The following is a 22,421-nucleotide window of genomic DNA, read 5'->3' as shown; positions in this document are numbered from 1 at the left end:
ATGAAGAAATAGGAAAGAATGATGTAATGTTCGCTGGATATCGAAGAGTGGAACTTTTTGATGAACAATTAGATATAAGATTTCCAGTTCTGTTGCAAAGTTTTCTAAAGTAAGCTAAACTCTGTAAAAAACAAACAAGGAGCGTAACAAATGGGATATTTTAAAGGAAAACAGTTCGAGAAAGATATTATCTTGGTAGCCGTTGGCTACTATTGTCGTTTTTCTTTAAGCTATCGCGATGTGTCTGAAATTCTCAAAGAACGTGGTATTTCTATTCATCCAACAACTATCATGCGCTGGGTTCATGAATATGGAAATCTTATCTATCAAATTTGGAAGAAGAAAAACAAAAACACATTGTTATCTTGGCGTTTGGATGAAACCTATATCAAAATTAAAGGAAAGTGGTGTTATTTATATCGAGCAATTGATAAAGAGGGACAAACACTTGATATTCAACTTCGTCAAAAACGAGACAAACAAGCAGCATATGCTTTTATGAAAAGACTCGCTCGAACTTTTGGAGAACCAACGGTTCTGACGACAGATAAGGCTCCTTCTTTAGCTTCCGCATTCAAAAAATTAAAGGAGATAGGTCTTTACAAAAATACCTTTCATCGTACAATAAAGTACCTCAATAATATCATCGAGCAAGATCATCGACATGTGAAACGTCGATTTTCCCGTTCCTTAGGCTTTCAAAGTCTTCGCCATGCCTCACGTACTATTAAAGGTATAGAAACTGTTCATGCCATGTACAAACAAAAGCGAAGTCTTCAACCAAACTTCGTTTTTTCGACGTATAACGTATTACATGAATTATTAATAGTTTCATAAAACTGGTCCGCAATATTCCCCATCTCTTTATGTCTTCGGAAACTTTGCAAGAGAACCAGAATTATTATATTAGTTAGGAGATAAAAATGATAGCATCAGCAATTCTGGAAGTATCTTGAAAACAAATTGATACATGTTTGAAAGGTAAAAACACTCACAAATGTGTACTATTTGTGAGTGTTTCTTTTGTAAAGAGATTAAGCCTCTACCTTAGCTACTCTTTCGAAACCAGTCTTTACTGCTTGTATATATTCATTCACAGCGTGAATAGATACGTCGGCATTTGGATTTAATCCTTCGAACCAGTGATAGGCCCCAGGATATAAATGAAATTCGACATCAACACCAGCTTGCGCAAGTTTGGTTACATAGGTTAATGTTTCACTGCGGAATGGATCTAATTGACCAACAAATGTGTAGGTGTATGGCAAATTACTATAATCCTCTGCTCGAGCAGGGGCTGCATAGGCAGGAATATTATCCGTTCCATATATTTCTCCTAAATACATTTTCCAGCCAGCTTCATTTGTCTTTTGATTCCAAACAAATCCTTCTTTAATTTCATTCGTAGAAGGTGTATTATTTCGGTCATCAATCATTGGATAGAGTGGCATTTGGAAACAAATAGAAGGATATTGTCGATCGCGGGCTAATAATGTCAATGCTGCTGTTAGTCCACCGCCAGCGCTCGCTCCTGCAACACCAATTCGATTCGAATCAATGTTTAATGGCTCTGCATTATCAGCAATCCATTTTAATGCTGCATAACAATCCTCAATTGGTGCTGGATAAGGATGTTCAGGAGCTAAACGGTAGTCTACAGAAACGACCACACAGTTGGCTTCTTTTACAAACCTCATACAAGTATCATCATTATCATCTATAGACCCTAAGATATAACCGCCACCATGTATCCATAACAGGACAGGTAAGGATTCATTATTTGATTTTGGACGATAAATTCTTAATGGTAATGGATTAGCATCAGGTCCTACAATGACTTCATCTGTTAATGAAAGGGATTCATCAACAACGGTAGGTGGTCTCATTTGCGATATTCCTTCTCTGATTGCTTGCAAGTACTCTGGGCGTAAATCGAGGTCTTGAAACATTTCTAATCCTGGTAATAACTCTGGATTTACTCGGTTCTTCATTTTAACACCCCTATCTGTAATCGCTTTCAAATAAGTGAAGTGCATTCTAAGTAGTTTAATTGTGATAAAATCATCACAATTAAATTGTAAAGTGGATATGTTATAATTGTCAACAGAATATTCAAAAAATACATCTTCTTTTAGGAGGAAGTTTCATGCAACTAATTATACAAGCAGGTGATTTAGGACCAAAGTGGTTTCATGTCGCATTAAGAACTCTCGTCTTACTTGCTTCCTCAGAGAGTATGTTAAAAAGTCATTATATAGCTGAACGATTGGGAGAAGACCCAACCTTTGTTCGAAAGATACTATCAAAGCTATAGTATACGCTGACTATGTGAAATCTCATGGAGGCAGATATAGGGGTATGTGGTATTAAAATTGAACATTCTGATATTTTATTCTCAACATATTTTCACTTTTTCTCACTGACATTTGGATACTTATATATTATTCTTATTATTGCAAGTTTTCGAAAAAATCTAAGAGAAGGGGAATGGTCTATTGTATGAGACGTTCTTTATCTGTATTATGTACGTCAACTATTTTGTTGACGTCTATCAATGGAATAGCTTCAGCTGAAACTGCAACAAATTCTAGTAAACTTGTAAGGCAATCAGTTTAAGCCGCTCCAACAGATGGGTGGTATCAAGATAATGGAAAGTGGTATTACTATAGGAATGGACTTGTGCAAAAAGATTGGCAATCTATTAATAATGCTTGGTACTATTTTGATTCATCAGGAATTATGCTAGTTGGTTGGCAATCCATTAAAGGGACTTGGTATTATTTCACACCCACAGCTGGTAGTGAACAAGGCCAAATGGTAACAGGATGGAAACTTATTAATGACAAATGGTATGAATTTCAACAATTATGTACTATATAAAGGTTGTTTTTTGTGGATTGGAAGATTGTATTTTTAAAATAAATTAACCTTTTATGGAGGGGAATATGAGCGAGCAAATTTATTATTGGTCTCCTATTAAGCATTGGGAGAAGTTGCATAATGAAGTTTTGATAGGGGAAACGAGATATACAGGAGTTATGTCTGAGTGGTTTCCTGAGTTTTATTTTCTTGCCCAAAAGGGAGTGACGATCAGTCAGCTATTAGAGCACTTTTCGTTAGGGAATGAAGAAGAGGCACAAAAAATAGTAGAACTTATGATAAAGAATCGGGTGTTAGTAAGTAACATATTACATCCAAGAGAAGTATTCTCCACACAAGAAAAAATTTTTCCGAATCCATATAGCGATCAGATTCGCTTCTCTAAAGATGATCTAGATAAGTATATCAGTGAACAATTAAATCGAATGCATCCTGCTGCGCGGTCAACTGGAATTCAACTTAAAACAAAAGATGAGCTTCCCGCCATGATCAGGGAGCGTAGATCTTGCCGCCAATTTGATATGAAAAATCCCGTACCTTTTTCAGAATTCGCGCAACTGTTTTCTACTTTCAAACAGAGGAAAGAAGAAAAAATCTACTACCATTACGCCAGTGCGGGTGGAGTTTATCCCATTGATATTTTTGTCTATATAAAACCGAAACGTGTAGAAGGTATGAAAGCTGGTTTTTATTATTATAGCCCATCAGAGAATAGTCTTTTGCTTGTAAACAACATTGACCAAGTAATCGAGAGTGATCATGAGATGATTAACCAGGAATTATTTACCCAGTCTGCCTTTTCGGTTTATCTAGTCTATAATGCGCGCGCTTCCATGCCTAAATATGGTTCAGATGGATATTTATTTGCTTGCATTGAATCAGGCATCATCACTGCTACGTTAAATATGGTGGCTGAGACATTAAACTTGGGAGTTTGTTCGGTTGGGCATATGAAATTTGAGGATATTCATCGCTTTTTAAGTTTGGATAACCATCAAGTATTTCTCCATGGGATTGAAGTTGGGTTAAAAATTAGCGAATAGATGGAAATTAATGTTAAGGAGCTGAAGATAAAAATGCAAATCAAAGATCATAGTTCGATTCATGAGTATAAAGTGGCAGAATCGTTTTGGAAAGAGCAATTATCTTCCGGTGTACCCGATTTTTCGTTATTTAATAGCGATTATCAAATGAATAAAGACAATCCATGCGACCATGTTCAGGTCATAATGGATGCAGAGCTTAGTCAAATTTTACGAAAAATAAGTAAGTCACAGGATTTATTTTTATTTAGCTGGTTACAGGCAGCTTTAAGGGTTTGCTGGGTACATTATACAGACCAAGAAAGGATTACAATCGGGGTTCCTGTAATCGGAAAAGATCACGAACAAAGAGAGAATCTGAATGATTTGCTTCCTATAGGAACTGAAATCCATCCCCATCACTCCTTTAAGCAATTAGTGGAGCAGGTCCAACAAACGACTTTACTTGGTTATGAAAATCAGCACTATCCACTCTCTGAATTATTAGCGAAGCTCCATTCAACTCCATTTCAAATCGTTTTGGGGATGGAAGGATTACATAATAAGAGTTCAATAGAAGAATGCTCAGAGAATGAATTAGCCGTCTGGATACAAAGAAAATGGAATGAAAAACATAATGAATTTGAATTTCAAATTTCTTGCAAGTCTCATTCTCTTTTTCCTTTGCAACAGTTTGCCAAATCTTATCTTTATGTTTTAAAGCAAGTGTTGAGAAATCCTGATCTGGCTGTGAAAGATATCTGTATCATTTCGGAAGAAGAAAAAGAGTTGCTAGAAGGATTTAATCAAGTTCAGATGGGCATAGACTTGTCTCAAACATTTCACGATTTGTTTGAGGAGCAAGTGTTGAAAACCCCAGATCAAATTGCTGTTATTTGTAATGATCAATCTTTGACATATAGAGAATTGAATAAGAAAGCAAATCAATTGGCTTCTGTTCTTCAAAGTAAGGGTGTATCCAAAGAAAGTATTGTTGGGGTTATGGTAGATCGATCATTGGAATTGATTATTGGCATGATGGGGATTTTAAAAGCCGGAGGGGCTTATCTACCAATCGATCCTCACTATCCTAGTGAACGAATTGAATATATGTTACAAGATAGTCAAGCAAAATGGTTACTGAGCAAGCGAACAGAAAAAGGATTGCCGCAATTTGCCGGTGAGGTGTTGTATCTTGATGAAGAACATCTCTTCCAAGGTGAAGAAAGCAATCTAGATCGAGAAAGTGAACCTAATGATCTGGCTTATATTATTTACACATCAGGATCAACAGGAAATCCAAAAGGCGTAATGGTGGAACAGAGATCCCTCGTCCATTTCTTAAGCATTATGAGAGAAAAGCTAAAAGATAATCAGTCGTTCTTGTTTCTTGCTAGTGTTTCTTTTGATATATCTATGTTAGAAACATGTATCCCTTTAACTCAAGGCTCGAAGGTAGTCATTGCTACAGAGGGACAGTTTGCAACAAAAGAATTGGCTCATTTGGTCAAAGAACATAAGGTGGATTTATGGGAATCGACCCCATCGCGAATGGAATTGATTTTGAGTGATCCAAAAGGGGCAGAGTTTCTAAGAGATTTAAAGGCCATTTTGTTAGCAGGAGAAGCATTTTCGATTGATCTGATTGAAAAAATTCGAAGCATCAGCGAAGCGCAAATTTTAAATATCTATGGTCCGACAGAAACAACCCTTTGTGCAGCAGCAAAAGATTTGAGTACTGCCAAAGAAGTGACGATCGGGAAACCTAACCCCAATTATCGTTCTTATGTATTGAATAAATATAGTCAAATGAAACCTTGGGGAATGCCGGGAGAGCTCTGTATTGCCGGAGTGGCGGTAGCTCGGGGTTATCTTGGCAAATCTAAATTGACAGATGAAAAATTTGTCCCGAATCCTTTTGTGGCGGGAGAAATAATGTATCGTACTGGTGATCTCGCCCGATGGTTACCTAATGGAGAACTTGATTATCTCGGTCGAATGGATCATCAGGTGAAAATACGAGGATATCGGATTGAATTAGGGGAAATCGAGGCTCAGCTAAAGAGACATTCAGAGATAAGCCGAGCTATTGTTGTTGATCAGGTAGATGGAAACAGAAAATTGTTAGCTGCTTACTATATATCGGATAAGAAGATCCCTTTTGAAGAGCTCAGAAAATATCTAAGCAATAAATTGCCTGAGTTTATGATTCCCGAAAAAATGATTCAGGTAAAAGAGATTCCACTGAATCCAAATGGGAAAGTGGATCGAAAAAGGTTGTTGGATTTAACTCAAACAGATCAAATATCCATCCCATATGTCGCCCCACGAAATCAAATCGAACAGAAATTGGTGCAAGCATGGGAAAAAGTGATGGAGATCGAGCGGATCGGTATTCATGATAACTTTTTTGCCTTAGGAGGAGAGTCGATTAAGGCACTACAAGTTATCAATTTATTAGGAAAAGACCATCTGAAAGTAAGTACAAGGGATATTTTTAAACATCCCACGATTGCTCAACTTAGTTCTTGTGTAGAAGTGGAGCAGAAAGAAGAAAGCCTAGATAAAACACCAACCCGTGTTAAAGATATGTCCAAGCCATTTTCCTTAACAGAAGTTCAGACAGCTTACATGTTAGGGCGTAATCCGCAGTTTGAATTAAGCGGCATTTCACCTCAATCGTATTATGAATATGAAACAAAATTGGATATCAATCGGCTTTCACAAAGTTTCCAAAAGGTAATTCAGCGCCATCCTATGTTACGAGCTGTGATCTTGCCAGAGGGAAAACAGCAAATCTTACAAGACGTTCCTGATTATCAGATTGAAATTGAAAATCTCATTGGTTTAGATGATGGGAAACAAAATGTTCGATTGCAAGAAGAACGTTCTCGAATGACCAACCATGTATTTCCTTTGGGGCAATGGCCTTTGTTTGAATTGAAAGCCTTTCTTTTAAAAGAAGACACTTATTTGTTATGTTTTCGATATGATGCTTTATTGATGGACGGGGCAAGCATGAACATCGTTGGACATGATTTGTTGCATTATTATCACAAACCAGATCAAAGATTGGAATCTCTTTCTTTTGATTTTAAAGATTACATGTTCATCTATGATGAAATGGAACAAAGCAAAGAATATAAAAAAGCAAAAGAGTATTGGACAAGCAAGCTGCCTGACTTTCCATTTGCTCCTTCTCTGCCGTTAAAAAAGGATCCAGCAGAGATTGCTACCCCTAACTTTCAATCACTTACTAAGATCTTGGACAAAGACAAATGGACGAAGTTACGGAAGCTGGCACAAGAGAAAGAAGTAACTTCTTCCGCCCTTCTTTGTACGATATATGGAGAAGTGTTGGCATATTGGAGTAATCAACGTCGATTGGCAATTAATCTGACTGTATTTAACCGTTATCCTGTTCATGAAGAAGTAGAGCAGATTGTGGGAGATTTCACGTCACTCATCTTGTTGGACGTGGATGTGAATCCAGAGCAATCTTTCTTTACCAGAGTGGAGCAAACTCAATCGACTTTGTTAGATGGACTTGAACATCGTCATTATGATGGAGTTAACTTTATTCGAGATTTTACTCGATATCACCAAATGAGACCAAAAGCAGTCATGCCAATTGTTTTCACCTCGATGCTAGCAGGCGCGGGTGCTTTTGCTTGGGAGCAGCTTGGCTCTCTCCGCCATATTCACGCTCGGACTCCACAAGTGTATTTGGATAATGTGGTAATTGAAAAAAATGGAGAGTTATTGATTAGCTGGAACTATGTAGAAGAATTGTTTGATGTTGATGTGATGGAAGCAATGTTTTCCCAATTTGTCGATCTGTTGGAACAATTGGTGAAACAAAGAGACGTAACCTCTTTGCAAGTGAAAAAATCGGATCAGACTTTAATTGAGCAGTACAATCAGACAACAGAAAAAATACCTTCCACTACGCTGTATCAATTGTTTGCAAACCAAGTACAACGTACACTAGATCAAGTGGCAGTGGTCTTTGAACAAGAGTGGTTGACTTACTTGGACCTTCATCAACGCTCCAATCAAGTTGCTCACTATTTGCAAGAACAAGGGATTGGTCTAGGTGACAGAGTTGGCCTTTTGGCACAGAGACGGGTAGATACGATTGTTAATATGATAGGGATATTAAAAGCGGGTGCTGCTTATGTACCAATCGATCCCGATCATCCACCAGATCGACAAACATATATCTTAGAAAATAGCTCATGCAAACTTTTGTTGGAACCTGGTCTTTATGAAGAGAAACATTTGTCATCATATGCAACCGAAGATCGGCCTACCATTGCTGGTCCGGAAGATCTTGCCTATATTATCTATACTTCAGGAAGTACCGGAAAACCAAAAGGAGTGATCATTACTCACCAAGCGGTTGCAAATACCATTCAAGATATCAATCAAAAATATCAGGTGAATGAAGACGATCGCATTATCGGTATCTCCTCCATGTGTTTTGACCTGTCTGTATACGATATTTTTGGAGCGTTAAGTACAGGTGCAATGTTGGTAATGATTCGTGATCCGAGAGACATGCAAGAACTGATTCGTACGGTCGAACGCAGAGGAATTACAATCTGGAATACAGTACCTAAAATCATGGATTTGGCATTGGATCAGGTAGGTTCTCATTTTGAAAATTCTTCCTTGCGTTTGGTCTTACTTAGTGGGGATTGGATTCCACTCCCTTTACCAGAAAAAATAAAACGACATTTCCCGATCGCGGAAGTAATTTCACTGGGAGGGGCAACAGAAGCATCAATTTGGTCGATTTATTATCCAGTCAAACAGGTGGAAGCACACTGGAACAGCATTCCATATGGGATGCCTTTGGCAAACCAAACGTATTATGTGCTGAACTACGATAAGAAAATGTGCCCAGTTGGTGTGATAGGTGATTTATATATTGGGGGAGTGGGTCTGGCCCAAGGATATTTAAATGATGAAGAGAAAACGAACGAAGTGTTTGTGTCACATCCAGACCTTGGTCTTATTTACAAAACAGGGGATTGTGGCAGGATACATCCCGAGGGGTATATTGAATTTTTAGGACGTCAAGATTACCAAGTCAAAATTCAAGGGTATCGAGTAGAGTTAGAAGAGATTGCCCATTGCCTTCTCACTTACAAACAAGTAGACCAAGCTGTAGTGATTGACCAGACAGATGAGAATGGGATAAAATCTTTAGTCGGATATGTGGTAACTGAGCAAGATATCAGTACAACAGAACTACGAAAACATTTGCGAGACCACTTGCCAGAGTACATGATCCCTTCTTATTTTGTTTATTTGGAGCGACTACCCTTGACCCCTAATGGAAAATTAGATCGAAAGGCGCTTCCTGCTCCGGAGAAACAAAAAAATGAGGTATATATTGCTCCAAAAACTGAAATGGAAAAAATATTGATCAGTGTATGGCAAGAAGTGCTCAAAGTAGACCAAATCGGAGTAAATGATCATTTCTTTGCCTTGGGTGGCGATTCGATTAAGGCCATTCAAGTTTCTGTACGACTTTATAGACAAGGATTTCAGTTAGAACCAAAAAATCTATTTGACTTCCCTGTATTAGGTGACATGGTTCATTTTGTTAAGAGACTAGACCATCCTTCACACTCACAAACAGATGATATAAACAAAAAGAAAGAAAATAAAGTTACATCATTGAATGTTAGAGATAAACAGCTTAATCAACATACGCTTAACAAAATACAAGAAAAAATGCCGGATATAAAAATAGAACGAATCTATCCATTGGCACCTTTCCAACAAGTTATTTATGAACATGCTGTAGCTGAACCTGATACCAAAGCGTATTTTGAACAAACGCTTTGGACACTTGAGGGGAAGCTGGATGTAGATCTCTTTATTCAGTGTTTTCAACAATTAGTTGATCGTCATGATTCTCTAAGAACGATCATTGTGCAAGATGAACAAGAACAACCTTGGCAAGCTGTGTTACATGATGTTCAAATGATTTCAGAGGTACAAAGCTTGATTGAGATGACGAGACAAGAGCAGCAGGAATGCTTGGACCAGTGGATGAGTGAAAATTTAGATCGAGGATTCAATAATGCCGAACTCATGACCCGTCTCTGTGTATTTCAACTAGGGAATGCCGAGTATAAGGTAGTTTGGAGTGCCCATCATCTATTGTGTGATGGTTGGAGTGTCAGTATTTTATTAGACGAATTATTCCAACTCTATGAAGCAAAAAATGCGGGAACTACAGTGGAATTACCTCCAGCAAAACCTTTTCAAGCATTCATTGACTGGACTTTAGCGCAAGATCATGAGAAAGCACGCCATTTTTGGCGCGATTATTTATCAGGGTACAATCGGAAAATCAGCATTCCCAAAAAGAAAGTACCAACTCAAAGTAAAGGGTTAAGCTTCACATTTATGGATTTAACGTTAGATGAGGATCTGACCAATCAGTTACGGACATTTGTAACCAAACACCATGTAACCATGAATTCGGCTTTACTAGCTGTATGGGGTATATTGCTTGGCAAATACAATGGAACGAAAGAAGTAGTATTACCCAATCTGGTATCAGTCAGACCTCCCAAAGTGGAAGGGATTGAAAATATGTTTGGTCTGTTCACAAATGTTTTGCCTATCCGAGTAGCCTGGGCAGAAACGCAATCTTTTGTGGATCTCCTGCAAAAAGTTCAACAAGAAACATTGAAATGTAATGAGTATGCTTACTATTCATTTGTTGAGATTCAAAAACAAAGTGAGTTGAACGATCAGTTGACCGACCATCTTTGGGTGTTTGAAAACTATCCAACTAACCCATCCATTTTCTCTTCAAATGAGAACAGAAATTTTGCCATCACAGATTACCAAGTCGTTGATGAGCCTCATGTGAAGTACGGAATTATGTGCTTCCCTGAAGAGAAACTTACAATGAAGTTTGGATATGATCAAAATATCTATGAAGCGGAGCAAGTACAGGAAATATTGAATCACCTCCATACGTTAATTAAAACGATTGTACATAATCCAACACAGACAATCGGTGATTACCAATTATAAAAAATGAAAAGGCGAGCAACAACTCGCCTTTTAAAATAGAATAGGAGTGAAACAAGTGACGGAAAACCTGCAGTTATCAGCCGAAGAGATGCGTCAGTTAGGATATCAAGCGGTTGATATGATCATTGATCATATGAATCATTTGAAAAGCAAACCAGTATCTGAAACGATTGATAGTGATATTCTCAGAAACAAGCTGACTGAATCAATCCCAGAAAACGGATCCGATCCGAAAGAGCTCCTTCATTTTCTTAATAGGAACGTGTTTAATCAGATTACCCATGTGGATCATCCTCATTTTATGGCTTTTGTGCCGGGTCCCAATAATTATGTTGGAGTAGTAGCAGATTTTTTAGCAAGTGGATTTAATGTATTTCCGACAGCTTGGATAGTAGGCGCAGGCGCTGAGCAAATCGAATTAACGACAATCAATTGGTTAAAATCGATGTTAGGATTCCCTGATTCGGCTGAAGGGCTATTTGTAAGCGGAGGTTCCATGGCTAATTTAACCGCGCTTAATGTGGCTAGACAGGTCAAGCTTAATAATGACATAGAAAATGCGGTTGTTTATTTTTCCGACCAGACTCATTTTTCTGTGGATCGGGCACTAAAAGTATTGGGTTTCAAACACCATCAAATTTGCCGAATCGGAACGGATGAACATTTACGAATTTCAGTCAGTGCTTTGAAAAAGCAAATAAAAGAAGATCGAACAAAAGGGAAAAAACCATTCTGTGTCATTGCTAATGCTGGAACAACTAATTGCGGAGCGGTTGATTCCCTCAATGAGTTGGCTGATCTTTGTAATGACGAAGATGTATGGCTACATGCGGATGGAGCCTATGGTGCCCCGGCAATTCTCAGTGAAAAAGGAAGTGCTTTGCTTCAAGGAATTCATCGTGTCGATTCCTTGACGTTGGACCCTCATAAATGGCTTTTTCAGCCTTATGATGTGGGCTGTGTACTCATTAGAAACAGCCAATACTTAAGCAAAACATTTCGTATGATCCCAGAGTATATCAAGGATACGGAAACCAATATAGAAGAAGAAATCAATTTTGGAGAATGTGGAATTGAACTTTCGCGCAGATTTAGGGCGTTAAAGGTGTGGCTGTCTTTTAAAGTGTTTGGAGTCGCAGCTTTTCGCCAGGCAATTGATCATGGCATCATGTTGGCTGAACAAGTTGAAGCGTTCTTAGGGAAAGCGAAAGATTGGGAGGTGGTAACACCTGCCCAGTTAGGAATTGTTACTTTTCGTTATATCCCTTGTGAATTAGCATCAACAGATACAATCAATGAAATAAACAAAAAACTGGTGGAAGAAATTACTCACAGAGGATTTGCTATGTTAAGTACGACCGAATTGAAAGAGCAAGTGGTTATTCGACTTTGTTCCATCAACCCAAGGACGACAACAGAAGAAATGCTCCAAATCATGATGAAAATCAAAGCATTGGCAGAGGAAGTAAGCACATCGTACAAACATCTTATCTCAGTTCCGCAACTTTGATATGCTGGGAAATCGTCAGGAAAATTTGCTTAGCGTTGTAAATCCGCATTTTCCTGACGCTACCCCTTGTTGGCATGGTGATTGTTTTACCGGTTCTGTTGCAAAGTTCTCTAAACCACGTTACATTTTAGAAAAATGAGTAGGAGCACGACAAGATGAGATATTTTAAAGGAAAACAGTTTAAGAAAGATATCATTTTAGTAGCCGTTGGCTACTATTGTCGTTTTTCTCTAAGCTATCGTGATGTGTCTGAAATTCTGAAGGAACGTGGTATTTCAGTTCATCCCACAACGATTATGCGCTGGGTACATGAATATGGCAATCTGATGTATCAGATTTGGAAAAAGAAAAACAAAACGGTACAGTTATCTTGGCGTTTGGATGAAACCTATATTAAAGTCAAAGGAAAATGGTGTTATTTATATCGTGCCATTGACAAAGAGGGGCAAACGCTTGATATTCAACTGCGTAAAAAGAGAGATACACAAGCGGCATATGCTTTTATGAAAAGACTGGTTCGAACTTATGGAGAACCAACGGTTCTGACTACAGATAAGGCTCCTTCTTTAATTTGCGCATTTAAAAAATTACAGAGGATAGACTTTTACAAAAATACCTTTCATCGTACAACAAAATATCTCAATAATCTCATTGAGCAAGATCATCGACACGTGAAGCGCCGTTTCGCTCGTTCCTTAGGATTTCAAAGTCTTCGTCATGCCTCACGTACGATAAAAGGGATAGAAACGCTTCATGCCATATACAAACAAAGACGAAGTCTTCAATCAGACTCCGTCTTTTCGGCGTATAACGAATTACAGACTTTATTAACGGTTTCATAAAATTTGACCACAATCTTCCCATGTCTCTATGTGTAAAAAAACTTTGCAACAGAACCCTTGATTTTGTTAACTTGATAGCGATGTGGTACTACCCCACATCCATCAACTTAAGGTATATTTTTATACAAAACGCGGTTTTTTCACGTAGTATTTTATTATCGTTTATAGATGTTATAAAAGTAGGCATATCAAATAAACCCTGACGGGTTTGAATTTTTTTACTATGCTACCTGATGAGTAGAAGTGGTATACTCATACACAACACCCAAAATATCAAAGACTGTCTTTTTCTCGTATCGATGAGATTTTCGTCCGTTGCGCTGTAGGAGGTTAAACAGACGAAGGAGAACCTTTGATAGCTCTTGGGTGTTTTTGTGTAATGCTTGGTAAAAAAGTGAAAAATAATCTTTAATTATGTACATCGCTTTATATTCACTTAGCTCTTTCTGTTTCTTACGTAACAGGAGTTCTCTCATCTTAAACATTGTAGAAGAACATAATAGGATACTAATGAGTTGTCCATAAAGATGACATTCTAATCGCTCTTGTTTAATAGATTTACAACGATGAATTTGAAACCAGGATTTCCATATTTTAAATAACAGTTCAATTTGCCAACGTAGTGAATATAAATCATAGATTTTCTCTTTTGGTACCCATTCCGTAGGAATGTTTGTCATATATACCGTAATTCCTTGTAAAAGTTTCGTACGCTCTGTATATGTAATTCCTTTTTTCTTTTCACGAATAGCTCGATCACGTAGGCGTTTTTGTTTTTGCTCCTCCGTACATTTATAAACCACAATGCGAGTAGGTAGTTTGTCTTTGCTCCCTACATATACATCATGTAATTCATACACTTGGCCAGGTTGTAATTGGTTCATGATGTCTTCCAAATGAATTTGTATATATACCGGCCTCAGTTGAGCGGGTTTTGTTTTAAACACGACTGTTTCGAATTCTTTTCTATATATCTTAGTTGGTAACTTAAGACGTGATAAATAATATCCTTGCTTATCTTGAATAGACTTAAAGTCTTGTAAACGAAAATATCCTAAGTCACGAATATATAGTTCATTCTTTTGTGCCATGCCTGTTCGAGTCGCACCATACGCCTGATCACTTCGTTTTCCTGGTTCAATTTTCACATCAGAAAATTCTCCACTCAACAAGTCATACTCTAGTTGAATTTTCACACCAGCTTTATGACTACATCCTCCGGCACCAGGATAAGTAGATACAAATCGATCCGGCACTTGAAATGTTGTAGAATCAAGGATAAGAATACGCTCAAAGTAAGCAGAAAGAGAATGAGAAATCTTAGATAATCCCCCAATTTTAGCTTGTAGAAGTGTAGTAAATACAGTTCGAAAGAAGGCTACAGAAGCCGAGTTAAATCGTCGATTAAGTCCCTCAGGACTTAATAAAATTCCTGTTGAAGTTTCTAATTGACTACAAAGTTGAGTAAGAGAGGTAGTAGCGATTTGTTGATTTAACCATACACATAAAGATAAAAAATGGTGCCCATGGCATTTCCGTTTTCGTTTCATTCCGCCTGCTTCTATAGCTAATTGATTAAGTGTAGCGGGAGACATATATCGATATAACTCTTCAGCAAATAAAGACAACTCTTGTTTTTGATGCATATTCATAAAAAGCACGTCATCCTTTCTCATTAACATAAGAGAATAGTAACGTGCTTTTAACTTCAAGAATAGTCTAAATCCTTAAGTTGATGGATGTGTGGTACTACCCCATTGCCATCAAGCTAAGATTTTGAAGTACCCCATGCCCATCAAGCTAAGCTTATATTATGATAAAAGTAAATATTTCGACATTTTATTTTGTAAAAAGTTAGATAGTACCTAAGGTACTATCTAACTTTCCATAATGTTGTCGAAACAATGGCAGAACCTGGCCTATCTCTTGCTTATACAACCATTATGTGCTGAGTTCATCAATACGGATAAGAACTATATTTCTCACTTACTTAATTTTTGCTGCATCAAAAGCCTTTTGAACTGCTTGAACCTCAGGTGAGTTCGCCCCATATTTATTTGTTGCAACTCGAAGGCATGCCGATCTCAATTCGGAGAAATCAGAAGTCATGTTTAATTCATCAGTGTTTGCATAATGGAAAATATCAAACATTTTATCCTCGCCAATACCTTTTACGGTTACACCGTTATGAGTACCACCTTTTGCAGTTAAATACGCAACTTTATTAATAATACTTGAGTTGAAATGAACACCTCCATTATCCCATCCATTAAAATCGTTGAATTCACTATAATCATCTGGATACGGTACTCCAGTTGAAGAAGGAACTGAAGATGGATTTGCCATATCACGGAACGCTGATCCAGTTTGTTCTCCCATTGTCCAATTAAATTTCCCATTGTTTATATATTTCTCAATAGCTGTTCCCATAATATCAGATAACGCCTCGTTAATCGCACCAGCTTCTCCGGAATATTCAAGATTGGATTCGCTTGATGTAACCGCATGTGTAAACTCATGTCCCGCTACGTCAAATGCCTTTACAATCGGATCTCCATATACAAGCATGCTACCATTATTATAACTTGCTGCATTCTGCCAATTTTTCGGATCATTTGTATCTTCAGAATCCCAGGCATGTACAACGGAAACTACTTTTTGTCCCTTATTATCAAAACTATTACGCTTGTATTTATCTTTATAAAAATCATATACTTTTGTTGCTAAGTAATGAGCACTTACCGCTTTTGGATCATTAAATGTTGTTGAAGTGCTCGTTGCTAGGGTACCAGGGTAATAGCTGGCTTCTTTATTAATATCTCTGTACTTCACATCATATGTTTCAATTCCTTTCCCTCGTGTATAATCAGCAAGTGCATATTTCCCGTTACTTTGTTTAGAAATACTGAATGTACGAGATACACCTAAATCATCTTTTCCTTTTCCAGTTAATGATGTAAGATTGCTTTTTCTACTTTCCTTTAAGGCTCCAACAAGCTCTTCACTTGCTTTTAAATCTGATTCTTGTACCATATTTTTTAACATATCACCATTATGAGCATTCACTAAATAAGTACCAGATACATAGTTTGGTGTTGCAGCAGCAAATGTAACTTGGTATGCATTGCTGGCTTGTCCATTATTTTCATCAACAAAAATAACTGCCTTTACTTCTGGTTCAGAAATAAACTTAATATCATTCCCGTACTTTGTATAGATATATTGTTTTGCTTCTTCTTGTGATAGATTGATAGGCTTCTTTAAATCATCTTGTTGTAAATTTTGCGCGCTGTTTCCTGAAACACTTTTAATAACACCCTTTTTATCTACGTGCGCAGTCAATTGATGCCCATATACTTCTTTTCCTTTGTATGTTTGTTGCATACGCACAAGTGTAGTTCCATCATAAGAACCACGTTTTTGAAGAATCTTATAATCTACTCCCGATTCTCCATTCACTTGTTTTGGAGACAAAGCTTGCTCTGTCTTCTCCTTAAGAGCATCCTTTACTACATTCTCTGGTGCCTTTTGTGATGGTTGTGTAAGTTCACCTGTACGGAATGAATCCTCCTGAATTTGAACTTGTAATTGATCTGTTTCCTCTGCATGCCCTACTCCATATGGCGCTACAGCTGTTAAAGCTAATCCTGTTGTTAATGCAACTGTAGCTAATGTTTTTTTATTTTTCATGTTTTCCACCTCGCATAGTTTTTTGAAATATTAAACTTGTAAAAAGTATACTGTCTATTATTGTCGAAAAAAAGAGAAAATGCTGAATTTATGTAACGTTATGCAAAATTACATAATTTAAAGTCGATGATTAGTTATTTAAATTCAATTATTCTAGGGGTCACGCCCCATTGCCATCAAGTTAAGAAATTCTTTGTTCCCCAAAACGAGAAAAACGAACTGAATTCCTATAGATAACTATAAAGAGATAAAATTTTCGTTTTGAGGATACTTTAAAATATTAGCTTGATGGGCATGTATAGTGACCCCTTATAGCAATAAAACAAGCTTATGTAATATTGCATATTAAAATGTATTGATATGTATGTAAGCGCTTACTATAATAAGGGTATAAAGATTTACAACATCTTACTATACAAAATAAGAGGAGGAAATAATATGGCAATCGCAATGGCAGTTTTAAAATTTTTAGGTGGAATCATCCCATTCGTAGGAGAGCTTTTAAAAGCAGTAATGTAAGTTCATTATCTTACTATACAAAATAGGAGGAGGAAATAATATGGCAATCGCAATGGCAGTTTTATCATTCTTAGGTTCAATAATCCCATTAGTAGGAGAGCTTTTAAAAGCAGTAATGTAAGCTCATTATTCCGCAATTGCAATTATATGTAAAAAAATATCATACAAATGATCTGTATATCAAGAATGAATTGATGTGCAGATCATTTGTGTGAGCAAACTTTAAACAAGAAAAAGAATCCCAGAAATCATAAGGGATTCTTTTTCTTTATGTAATTACGGCATTAACATTTTTGCTACAGATCATGATGGGTTATGTTAACTTGGTAAAAACACGTTATATAAAAGGGTTTCCTTACTTTTATCAAGAATATACTTATGTTCTTGATTTGTTAATTAAAAGGGAGCGTTGATGATGAAATTTAATCAATTATTTTTATTTATTATTGGGGCATTTGTATGTAGTTTAGTATTTAATTTTGTTACAGGTAAATCTGATTGGAGTGTCTTTTTCTTATTGATACTAGGGGCAATTTCAGGTTATCAAATTGGTAAAAATGAAATTAAAAAACAGATAAACAATATAAATTAAACTACCGATAATGTTTATTATGTAAAATAACTTAATAATCTATCAAAAGAATTAATCTCGGCATATGGTTTTATTTCGGTATCATTCTTAATCATATAAGGATTGAACCATATGCCCTTTATATCTGCGTTTTGACAACCATCAATATCCTTTTCTATGTCATCTCCAACGAATAATGCGTCTTCCGGTTGCACATTAAGCTTATTTAATGCTAATTCAAATATGCGTTTGTCAGGTTTACTAAATCCCACTTCTTCTGAAATAATTACTATATCAAAACAACTATTTAAATTAGTGTTAATTATTTTAGCTTTTTGTCTCTGAGTTGAGCCGTTTGTTATAATTGCAACTTTAATTTGCATCTTTATAGTATTTATGATATTTATAGTATTTTGGTTTATAGAAAAACAATTAGGAAAATTATTATTCCAAAAATCTTGAATGTAATTGCGTGGCAATCTATATTTTGGTGGAAATTCATCAAAAAATGATTCCAAAACTTTTGTTTTATCACTATAGCCATAGTCTCTATTATCATATCCTTTGAATTTTTATAACATTTCGTTTTTTGCTGAATGTTTAACATTCTCATAACACTTTTCTAAAATAATTAAAAACATTTTATCTACTGCCTTATCCCTATTAAGTAAGGTATCATCTAAATCAAATAGCATTGCTTTATAACCTCTCAAATAACTTCACAGCCTTTCTAACCTTCACAAATTCCTTATTTTTAGCTTAACATAAAATCCCATAAAATCTTCGGAACATTCACATAAATATACCAAAAAAACACAAAAAACGCACAGCGAACTAAATACTGTGCGTTTTCGGGTGTGAATTTACTTAGATTTTGATTGATAATTAAGATGCAAATTTGTGTGCGAATTGAGTTTTTCTACTCCAAAACTGAACCCGTTACGAAAAGCATCAAACTTTTTTACAGGAGAGTTTAGCAAATTTAAACGCTTTTTTTACGAACGTGCGATAGTTGAAGAAGAATTATCCAACTTCATTCCAAAGCCACAGTAATATCAATGTTTTACATAAAAAATACCTGGAAAATTAGCTTTACTAGTGCTAATGAACATATATACAATTACAGCGCTTAGTGTCGGTTTGAAACAAAGATGCACCGTTTATAAAAAGGATTAACCGGAATTACTTACACTTCGTTTTTCTTATTGATCTAACGACGCAGATTAGTTAAACATCAATAATCAAAATATCAGAACTCTAGGAAGAAGGGGTGGGGATTATGATGAATAAAGAAATTCAAGAATTGTTTGATGATCTCAATTTATTTGCCAGACAAATTGCAAATGTAAGATTATTAAATTTATCATTTTATGTATATGGATTTAGAGATTAGTATGCAATGCAAGTAGACTTAATATTCGCCAGAAAAGGTCAATTTGATAATAGTTTTGATAAAGACTGATCAAGGATTTTACGAATAAAAAATTAAAAAGTTAAGTTTATCAAATACATTCGTTTTTGATAAGAGATTTTCCTTTCTTATATACAGCAATAGGGTCATTTAATGGAATAACGACTTTTGAAATAAATTTATTCGTTTACGAAGTTCGAATATAACTAACTGTAAAAATATGAAAATAAATTCCTTCATCATATTGACAATGGAAACAAATTACAATAAATGATTGATTAATCAATCATTTATTGTGAAAGGAGTATCTAAATGGAACCTGGACTTACTAATGATGAAAAAAAGAAAAGAAAAAGATCTACTATCCTAAACGCCGCAATTAAATTATATAGTGAGAATGGTTTTGCAGAGACAAAAGTTGCCGAAATAGCAAAAGAAGCAGGGGTTAGCTTTGGTACCGTATTTACGTATTTTGATTCAAAAGAAGCACTTTATGAATCAGCGATTTTGGAGCCATTGGAGGAAATTAAACCATATTTTATTGAGATAGAAGAACACTTTAAAGGTGAGCCTCTTGAAGTTGTGAAGGAAATGATAGATTGCCATGTACAACTCTTTTCAATGAGAAGTGAATACCTACGTCTAATTCAGCAGGTTCTTGCGAGACCTAATCGATTTCCAAAGCTTTTTAAAGAACTAAACGATTTCGTAAAAGTATTTATAGACTGTATTCATCCGGTTATTGAAGCAGGGCAAAGGCTGGGTTACTTTTATGAAGAATCACCTTCATTAGTTGCTGAGTCGTACTTATCCATCTTAAACGGAATGCGTTTAACGTTTATTGATGACTATACAAACTTGATGTGGAAGGATATAACGATACAAGCCCTGAGATTATTTGGACCTATCTCTAATAAATAAGGAGTGATTTATATGAAATTGAGAGATATCCATCCCAACATCAAACTTCACCTGGCCATGCAATTTCTAGGCAGCCTTATTTCCATGGCTGTTATACCTTTTCTGGCAATCTATTTTTCTCAGAAAATCGGAGCTACTGAAACGGGTATTATTCTTATAATAATTGTGATTAGTGGGGTCATTGGAGGTTTTATCGGGGGTCATGTCTCAGACAAAATAGGTCGGAGAAAAATAATGATTTATTCTGAACTTGGTATATTGCTTTCGTATCTGTTTATAGCACTTTGTAATTCTCCTTGGTTTAACCTTCCTTATATTTCCGTAGCATTCTTTATCATCAATATGTTTTGTGGAGGAATGTTTCAGCCAGCAGCACAAGCTATGATCATTGATGTTACTAATTCCGAATCGAGAAAGCTCGTATTTACAATTAGCTACTGGTTGGGGAATTTATCAACTGCTATTGGAGGAATCATTGGAGCATTTCTTTTTAAAAACCACTTGTTTGAGTTATTTATTGGGATTTCACTCATCTCTTTGTTATCTGTATTCATGACCGTATTCTTCATCACAGAAACCTATACACCGGAACCTTCATCTAAGTCTTCTAATTATAAGAAAAAATTTTCATCAATAGAGATGTTTCAAACCTATTCGACCGTTTTAAAAGATAAGCTGTTTATGTTTTATATTTTCGGAGCGATCTTGATCTTTTCCTTGGAACAGTCTTTAACAAACTATATTGGGATTCGTCTTGAAAAAGATATACCCCATCATTCAGCTTCATTGTTTGGAATAGATTTCATGCTTGATGGCACAAAGATGCTGGGTTTTCTCCGAACGGAGAATACAATTCTTGTAGTTCTCCTATCAAGTGTTGTATTATTCTTATTTGAAAAGTGGAGTGATCGCTGGACTCTAGTTACAGGGATGTTGATCTTTTCTATATGTTTTAGTGTTTTTGCTTTTACAAATAGCGTGTTGTTTCTTTTTATTGCCATGTTTATTGGAACAATTGGTGAACTGATGTATGTTCCTATTAAACAGGCGATGATAGGGGAACTTGCACCACCTAACGCTCGTAGCACCTATATGGCTTTTTATAGCTTGACTTTCTACGGAGCAACGATTGTATCTTCGTTGTTGATCATCGTTGGAGAGTGGATTCGTCCCATATATATGGGGGGATTGCTTCTTATTCTAGGATTAACTGGTACATTTTTGTACTACATAATAACAAAAACGCTAGACTCTAAAGTTAGTGAAAAGAATGAAAGAAAAGTACCTGTTTCTTATTAAAGGGTTGTTTTTCCACTAATGCATGAAAAGAAACTAACTGGAAAACGATCTTCCGCAATCGGGCGCTTTTTTCGTAACTAGATGTTCATTTCTAAAAACCAGCTAATATCACAACAGGATATTAGCTGGTTTTTTGTCATCAATCGAAATGATGAAAACTACGATACTTTCAACTTAATAGGTATTCGCTGATCCATATTGAGTTGAAAGGTTCCATAAGGATTCACATGGTTATAGAATAAAGGTGTTAGTCCTCTAAAATCTTCAGGAGTCATTTTCTTCAGCAAATATTGGTTGTTATCATATAGAACTTCTTGAACCATTAAATCGTTGATTAAGTCATTCAGGACTTATAAGGACACCTGTAGATGCTTCGAGACAGCTACATAATTGCGTAAGTGGCGTACTTGCAACCTGTTGACTAAGCCATACACATAAAGCAATTAATTCTTGTGCTTGATATTTACTTATACGTTGAACAAAACCAACTTCTTTAGCTAGTTGTTGAAGAGAAGAGGGAGAAAAGTAGATTTGAAGTTCTTGAGAAAAGAGGTTCAATTCATCTGAAACAGCAAAACGCATAGAAAACGCCATCCTTCCTATATATTTCTACAAAAAGAATAGCGTATTTTCATTGTTTTTTTGGATTAATTTCTTAAGTTTCATGAGAATGTATTTTTAAACCCAAAAT

The 22,421-nt window shown here is 36.1% G+C and carries 12 protein-coding genes and 4 pseudogenes; 11 read left to right on the top strand and 5 right to left on the bottom strand.

Annotated elements, in window-relative coordinates; genetic code table 11:
* The first annotated feature begins 150 nt into the window (after positions 1 to 150).
* Positions 151 to 837 carry an IS6 family transposase gene (locus QRE67_RS15450; RefSeq protein WP_286121050.1) on the top strand — a complete coding sequence of 229 codons (687 nt, stop codon included), beginning with the start codon at positions 151 to 153 and terminating at the stop codon, positions 835 to 837.
* Between the two features lie 197 nt (positions 838 to 1,034).
* On the opposite strand, the gene QRE67_RS15445 is transcribed toward QRE67_RS15450, so the two are convergent.
* A complete protein-coding gene (locus tag QRE67_RS15445) occupies positions 1,035 to 1,991 on the bottom strand; it encodes an alpha/beta hydrolase (RefSeq protein WP_286121049.1) in 957 nt (318 codons plus the stop codon).
* Positions 1,992 to 2,146: 155 nt separating this feature from the next.
* On the opposite strand from QRE67_RS15445, the gene QRE67_RS15440 reads away from it, so the two are divergent.
* From QRE67_RS15440 to QRE67_RS15415, 6 genes and pseudogenes are all read left to right on the top strand, one after another.
* Entirely contained in the window at positions 2,147 to 2,314 is a 168-nt protein-coding gene (locus tag QRE67_RS15440; protein ID WP_286121048.1) for a helix-turn-helix domain-containing protein, read from the top strand.
* 317 nt (positions 2,315 to 2,631) lie between these two features.
* Positions 2,632 to 2,880 (top strand): annotated as a pseudogene (locus tag QRE67_RS15435) (hypothetical protein); the annotation flags it as partial.
* Between the two features lie 65 nt (positions 2,881 to 2,945).
* Complete coding sequence (locus QRE67_RS15430) at positions 2,946 to 3,923, top strand: SagB/ThcOx family dehydrogenase (protein ID WP_286121045.1); 978 nt, start codon at positions 2,946 to 2,948, stop codon at positions 3,921 to 3,923.
* A 33-nt stretch (positions 3,924 to 3,956) separates the two neighbouring features.
* Positions 3,957 to 10,967 carry a non-ribosomal peptide synthetase gene (locus QRE67_RS15425; protein ID WP_286121044.1) on the top strand — a complete coding sequence of 2,337 codons (7,011 nt, stop codon included), beginning with the start codon at positions 3,957 to 3,959 and terminating at the stop codon, positions 10,965 to 10,967.
* 55 nt (positions 10,968 to 11,022) lie between these two features.
* Positions 11,023 to 12,477 carry an aromatic-L-amino-acid decarboxylase gene (locus QRE67_RS15420; protein WP_286121043.1) on the top strand — a complete coding sequence of 485 codons (1,455 nt, stop codon included), beginning with the start codon at positions 11,023 to 11,025 and terminating at the stop codon, positions 12,475 to 12,477.
* A 155-nt stretch (positions 12,478 to 12,632) separates the two neighbouring features.
* Positions 12,633 to 13,319, top strand: coding sequence for an IS6 family transposase (locus QRE67_RS15415; protein ID WP_286121042.1), 687 nt, complete (start codon positions 12,633 to 12,635; stop codon positions 13,317 to 13,319).
* A gap of 221 nt (positions 13,320 to 13,540) precedes the next feature.
* Here QRE67_RS15415 and QRE67_RS15410 read toward each other — a convergent pair whose 3' ends face one another.
* Positions 13,541 to 14,971, bottom strand: coding sequence for an IS4 family transposase (locus QRE67_RS15410; protein WP_286121019.1), 1,431 nt, complete (start codon positions 14,969 to 14,971; stop codon positions 13,541 to 13,543).
* 210 nt (positions 14,972 to 15,181) lie between these two features.
* On the opposite strand from QRE67_RS15410, the pseudogene QRE67_RS28925 reads away from it, so the two are divergent.
* Positions 15,182 to 15,268, top strand: a pseudogene (locus tag QRE67_RS28925) (IS6 family transposase); the annotation flags it as partial.
* Positions 15,269 to 15,305: 37 nt separating this feature from the next.
* On the opposite strand, the gene QRE67_RS15405 reads toward QRE67_RS28925, so the two are convergent.
* Positions 15,306 to 17,009, bottom strand: a complete 1,704-nt coding sequence (locus QRE67_RS15405) for a M4 family metallopeptidase (protein WP_286121041.1) — start codon at positions 17,007 to 17,009, stop codon at positions 15,306 to 15,308.
* Between the two features lie 934 nt (positions 17,010 to 17,943).
* Between QRE67_RS15405 and QRE67_RS15400 the strand changes: the two genes are divergently transcribed.
* A complete protein-coding gene (locus QRE67_RS15400; protein ID WP_286121040.1) occupies positions 17,944 to 18,120 on the top strand; it encodes a D-alanyl-D-alanine carboxypeptidase in 177 nt (58 codons plus the stop codon).
* A gap of 17 nt (positions 18,121 to 18,137) precedes the next feature.
* Here the strand turns inward: QRE67_RS15400 and QRE67_RS15395 are convergent.
* Positions 18,138 to 18,794, bottom strand: a pseudogene (locus QRE67_RS15395) (HAD family hydrolase).
* A gap of 1,028 nt (positions 18,795 to 19,822) precedes the next feature.
* On the opposite strand from QRE67_RS15395, the gene QRE67_RS15390 reads away from it, so the two are divergent.
* Complete coding sequence (locus QRE67_RS15390) at positions 19,823 to 20,431, top strand: TetR/AcrR family transcriptional regulator (RefSeq protein ID WP_286121039.1); 609 nt, start codon at positions 19,823 to 19,825, stop codon at positions 20,429 to 20,431.
* Positions 20,432 to 20,443: 12 nt separating this feature from the next.
* Positions 20,444 to 21,730 (top strand): MFS transporter, encoded by a 1,287-nt coding sequence (locus QRE67_RS15385; protein ID WP_286121038.1) that lies wholly within the window; start codon positions 20,444 to 20,446, stop codon positions 21,728 to 21,730.
* Positions 21,731 to 22,072: 342 nt separating this feature from the next.
* On the opposite strand, the pseudogene QRE67_RS15380 reads toward QRE67_RS15385, so the two are convergent.
* A pseudogene (locus QRE67_RS15380) lies at positions 22,073 to 22,312 on the bottom strand (IS4 family transposase); the annotation flags it as partial.
* Positions 22,313 to 22,421: the final 109 nt, after the last annotated feature.

This window comes from Bacillus sp. DX3.1 (assembly GCF_030292155.1).
GTDB lineage: Bacteria > Bacillota > Bacilli > Bacillales > Bacillaceae_G > Bacillus_A.
The sequence above is the reverse complement of the archived record's forward strand: the minus strand, read 5'-3'. Positions and strand labels throughout refer to the sequence as shown.

Coding starts and splice junctions, on each gene's coding strand:
- QRE67_RS15450 (WP_286121050.1), top strand. CDS start 151: ATGGGATATTTTAAAGGAAAACAGTTCGAGAAAGATATTATCTTGGTA.
- QRE67_RS15410 (WP_286121019.1), bottom strand. CDS start 14,971: ATGAATATGCATCAAAAACAAGAGTTGTCTTTATTTGCTGAAGAGTTA.
- QRE67_RS15415 (WP_286121042.1), top strand. CDS start 12,633: ATGAGATATTTTAAAGGAAAACAGTTTAAGAAAGATATCATTTTAGTA.
- QRE67_RS15400 (WP_286121040.1), top strand. CDS start 17,944: ATGAAATTTAATCAATTATTTTTATTTATTATTGGGGCATTTGTATGT.
- QRE67_RS15405 (WP_286121041.1), bottom strand. CDS start 17,009: ATGAAAAATAAAAAAACATTAGCTACAGTTGCATTAACAACAGGATTA.
- QRE67_RS15425 (WP_286121044.1), top strand. CDS start 3,957: ATGCAAATCAAAGATCATAGTTCGATTCATGAGTATAAAGTGGCAGAA.
- QRE67_RS15445 (WP_286121049.1), bottom strand. CDS start 1,991: ATGAAGAACCGAGTAAATCCAGAGTTATTACCAGGATTAGAAATGTTT.
- QRE67_RS15390 (WP_286121039.1), top strand. CDS start 19,823: ATGGAACCTGGACTTACTAATGATGAAAAAAAGAAAAGAAAAAGATCT.
- QRE67_RS15440 (WP_286121048.1), top strand. CDS start 2,147: ATGCAACTAATTATACAAGCAGGTGATTTAGGACCAAAGTGGTTTCAT.
- QRE67_RS15430 (WP_286121045.1), top strand. CDS start 2,946: ATGAGCGAGCAAATTTATTATTGGTCTCCTATTAAGCATTGGGAGAAG.
- QRE67_RS15385 (WP_286121038.1), top strand. CDS start 20,444: ATGAAATTGAGAGATATCCATCCCAACATCAAACTTCACCTGGCCATG.